This window comes from Noviherbaspirillum sp. Root189, from assembly GCF_001428545.1.
Lineage (GTDB): Bacteria > Pseudomonadota > Gammaproteobacteria > Burkholderiales > Burkholderiaceae_D > Noviherbaspirillum.
Genome location: NZ_LMHZ01000070.1, coordinates 1 through 3,365, shown reverse-complemented (window position 1 = coordinate 3,365; position 3,365 = coordinate 1). Strand labels below are relative to the sequence as shown.

Annotated in this window: 6 protein-coding genes; 4 read left to right on the top strand and 2 right to left on the bottom strand. The window is 55.4% G+C overall.

The annotated features are described in order from the left end of the window. The coding region (gene mobV, locus ASE07_RS26300; RefSeq protein WP_200961029.1) for a MobV family relaxase at positions 1–896 on the bottom strand (896 nt) is incomplete at its 3' end. 669 nt (positions 897–1,565) lie between these two features. Between mobV and repM the strand changes: the two genes are divergently transcribed. Genes repM through ASE07_RS26275 form a run of 4 tightly spaced genes read left to right on the top strand, consistent with a single transcriptional unit; the run spans position 1,566 to position 3,096 of the window. After that, positions 1,566–2,363, top strand: coding sequence for a replication initiation protein RepM (gene repM / locus ASE07_RS26290; protein WP_057293785.1), 798 nt, complete (start codon positions 1,566–1,568; stop codon positions 2,361–2,363). Continuing rightward, entirely contained in the window at positions 2,363–2,569 is a 207-nt protein-coding gene (locus ASE07_RS26285; protein WP_057293784.1) for a hypothetical protein, read from the top strand. Before repM ends, ASE07_RS26285 begins: the two co-directional genes overlap by 1 nt. Beyond that, positions 2,553–2,735, top strand: a complete 183-nt coding sequence (locus tag ASE07_RS26280; protein ID WP_057293783.1) for a hypothetical protein — start codon at positions 2,553–2,555, stop codon at positions 2,733–2,735. Before ASE07_RS26285 ends, ASE07_RS26280 begins: the two co-directional genes overlap by 17 nt. Continuing rightward, positions 2,728–3,096, top strand: a complete 369-nt coding sequence (locus ASE07_RS26275) for a hypothetical protein (protein WP_057293782.1) — start codon at positions 2,728–2,730, stop codon at positions 3,094–3,096. Before ASE07_RS26280 ends, ASE07_RS26275 begins: the two co-directional genes overlap by 8 nt. On the opposite strand, the gene ASE07_RS26270 is transcribed toward ASE07_RS26275, so the two are convergent. Further along, on the bottom strand, positions 3,093–3,365 hold a 273-nt coding region (locus ASE07_RS26270), incomplete at its 5' end, for a hypothetical protein (protein ID WP_235548643.1). The two genes, ASE07_RS26275 and ASE07_RS26270, sit on opposite strands and share 4 nt — an antisense overlap.

Genomic DNA, 3,365 nt, shown 5'->3' with positions numbered 1-3,365 from the left:
TCCAGTTGTGTCCGCAGCCGTTCGCTAAGCGCTTTTTCCTGCTTCAGCTCTCGATCCTTCACGGCCAATGCCTGCTTGAGCTTTTCATTGTCCTGCTTTACCTGATTCATTTCGGCCAATTGGCCGCGCAGATCCTTAATCGCTTTCGCTTGGCCAGCCCGATTTTCGGCGCCCAGGACGGCGACGCCGGCTGCTTTCTGGACCACCTCCGCGTGTTTGGCTAACTTGGCCGCGTACTCTTTTTGTTCCTTGAGTGCCTTGCCGGTCACGATATCGAGTTTGGACGGCTCAGGAGGCGCTTCAGGAGGCTCCAAGGCCGGATTCTTCTCCAGGGCTGCATAGAACTCCTTGACGGTCGTATGGTGCGCCTTGGAGCCTTCTACGCCCCTATCCAGCCCGTGCCGTGCGCCGACCTGTCTCCAGAAGTCAGTTTGCATCTTGCTGAGGGTAGAGCGGCCGCCAGTGAATTCCTTGGCCGACAGGCGGCCGTCAGGGTGCCGCGGAACGACATAAGCCACCAGGTGCGGAGTTTTTTCGTCCCGCTGGATGTCAGTGCAGACCACGTTTTCCACGCCGTGTTTTTTCTGAAGCCATGCAATCGAGTCCCGAAAGTATTCGGCCTGCAGCGAAGGGGCTCTACGGCTGGCAAACCATTCAGGGGAAGCCGAAATCACATATTCCAGGCACACCACAGCATCCTTGCGGCGCTTTTCGGGAAGCCGCGCCTTCACTCTATCGACCAGCTCGGCGGCGGTGCTTGCGCCTGTCGACTCGTTCAGATGAGTGCGATCGGGGGCCGCATTAGGCGTCGGCCGCTCGCGGAATGTGTGCTGGCCGGAGGCGCGCACATTGTTGAGGGACTTTAGCTTTTCGACCCGCAGAACGACAAAATTCATAGCATGCATCCACTTTGGAGGAACAACAAAGTGTACTCACTATACTTTGCTACGCAAAGTAGTTCGCCGCTTACGCGGGAAAAACATGGGGGCGAAGCCCCCTTGCCCCCAGGAAGCGCCAGGCGTGGACATCCCCGCTGACGCGGGGACCGTGTGGACAAACTGATGGACGGCGGTGGACAACGCTCACGCGTTGACCAGCTCGCCGCCCACAGCTTGCCCACACTTGCCCACCCCGGTAGCCAGGCAGCAACCGCCCTTTCCTCACCACAAATTGGAGATAAAGCCCCTTGCCCCTCCCTTGCTGACCGCGCCAAAGGCGCAGGGGTTGGGGGGAGCCGCCGTCAGGCGGGGGGAGGGCGCAGCCCTGCCACGGGGGTGCGAGTCCGCGAGCGAAGCGAGGAGAGGGGGCGCAGCCCCCTGCGGATTGGGGGCCTTTTTGCCCCCACCGGGGGCCTATTGTTTTATCTGCTCGCGGCAGAGCAATGCGAGCAGATAGCTTTTAAGTCCTTTTAGCTCGCCGCAAACCCAGAGCTGGCGCGGGTTTCAGCGCCTAACTATGACATTTTTACGGTTAACTATGACATTTTTACGGTTAACTATGACAGATATATACAGGTCATAAAAAGGTTTATAATGACACTTTAGCCAAGTGTCATAAATAACGCGATGAAGAAAAATGAGCTTGTCGTAAAGTCAAATCGCTTGGTCGAGGCCAGCTATCGCCTAGGTCTGAATGAGCAGCGCATCATTCTGTACGCGATCTGCAGGTGCCGCGAGGAACAGAAGGGGTTGTTCCCGGATCTGCCTGTCACAATCACCGCAGACAGCTTCGCAAAACAGTTTCCTAGCATCGACAAGGCCAATGTGTATCGTCAGCTCAAGGAAGCCATGGAAGCCCTCTACGAGCGCAGCGTGACGATCCACGACACCGACCCTACCAGCGGCCACACCCGCGTCAAGAAGACGCGCTGGGTGAGCGAGGCGGCCTACGTGGACGGCGCAGGCAACGTCCAGGTCATCTTCACGCCAGAGGTCATCAAGTACGTTACACGCCTTGAGGCCGAGTTCACGTCCTACCAACTGGAAAAGGTCGGCCACATGACTAGTGCCCACGCGGTGCGCATCTATGAGCTGCTGGCCCAACATCGGGAGATAGGAAACCGCACGATCAGCCTTAAGTGGCTGCGCGAGACGCTTCAGATGGAGGCCGACGAGTACAAGCTGACTGCTGACTTCATCAAGCGCGTCATCGAGCCATCAGTCGAGCAGATCAACAAGCACAGCGACTTGACGGTGACCTACAAGCCGGTCAAGACCGGCCGTGCCATCACGGACTTCGCATTCAAAATTAAGGAAAAAGAACGCAAGGCTAAAGTCGCAGGCGGTGGAGATCATGCAGCGCGGGAAAAACTAGAGGCGCTAGGCCAGCAGCGGTTAGATGCTGCTTTTAACGAGGAATTCTGATGACAAAGGAAAAATGCTTGGCCTACCTTGAGGAAGGTATCGAGCTTCTTCAGGAGATGAAAGATATTCTGGAAAGTGCGGAGTCGGACTCTCCCCAAGCTTTTTTGGAGGCTGCTCATGATGTTCAAGACAGGGTAAACAAGGCAATTGCCGAAGCCATCATTCCCATCATCCAGGAAAGGAATCTCCATGTCGAAGATCGGTGAATACATCACCAGCCCGCAATTCATGGAAGCCGCTACCAAGGCGGTTCAGGACGCGATTGCCGATTTAAGAGCGCAAGGCATCGAGCCGGTTTATGATCCGACCCCAGATAAACCAGCCAAACCTGAAGTCGTTGTTATTCCCCACGTTTCGAAACCGCATGCCTGATAAAAATAAACAGCCTGAATTCATGACGTCTGCCGAATTAGAGGCAGCAGTCCGCGCGCATCGTGAGCGTACCAAAACACTCCTTAAAGAAATCCGCGCTAGGCGTGCGGCAGAAAAGAACCAAGAAGCCATCACCGTAATGGTTAGAGATATAGGGTCGAGCCTTCAAGTAAATTTCAGCAATGGCGCAGTTGAAAATTACGACGATGTTGATGCTTTGATTGAGTCCCTTTACAAACTCGGGATACAACCTGAGCAGGTTACGGCGCTTGATTGGCATGAGGACATCGACCAAGCACCATCGAGTGGAACAAAAATCGCTCTGTTCAGCGGCCTGAGAAAGCGGTACCAGGATTCCTAACGACTTGGCCCGCCGCGCTCGCGGCCCTTCAACCAGGCTTTCATTTTTTCCCGCAGGGCGGCGGATAGATCTGGAATCATCTCTTTCATGAACTGCTTCACATCATCCAGTTGTGTCCGCAGCCGTTCGCTAAGCGCTTTTTCCTGCTTCAGCTCTCGATCCTTCACGGCCAATGCCTGCTTGAGCTTTTCATTGTCCTGCTTTACCTGATTCATTTCGGCCAATTGGCCGCGCAGATCCTTAATCGCTGCCTTGGCAAGTGTCAGCAC

Bases quoted from the DNA above. Each gene is read 5' to 3' on its own strand.
- ASE07_RS26275 (WP_057293782.1), top strand. From the start codon at position 2,728: ATGCCTGATAAAAATAAACAGCCTGAATTCATGACGTCTGCCGAATTA.
- repM (WP_057293785.1), top strand. From the start codon at position 1,566: ATGAAGAAAAATGAGCTTGTCGTAAAGTCAAATCGCTTGGTCGAGGCC.
- ASE07_RS26280 (WP_057293783.1), top strand. From the start codon at position 2,553: ATGTCGAAGATCGGTGAATACATCACCAGCCCGCAATTCATGGAAGCC.
- ASE07_RS26285 (WP_057293784.1), top strand. From the start codon at position 2,363: ATGACAAAGGAAAAATGCTTGGCCTACCTTGAGGAAGGTATCGAGCTT.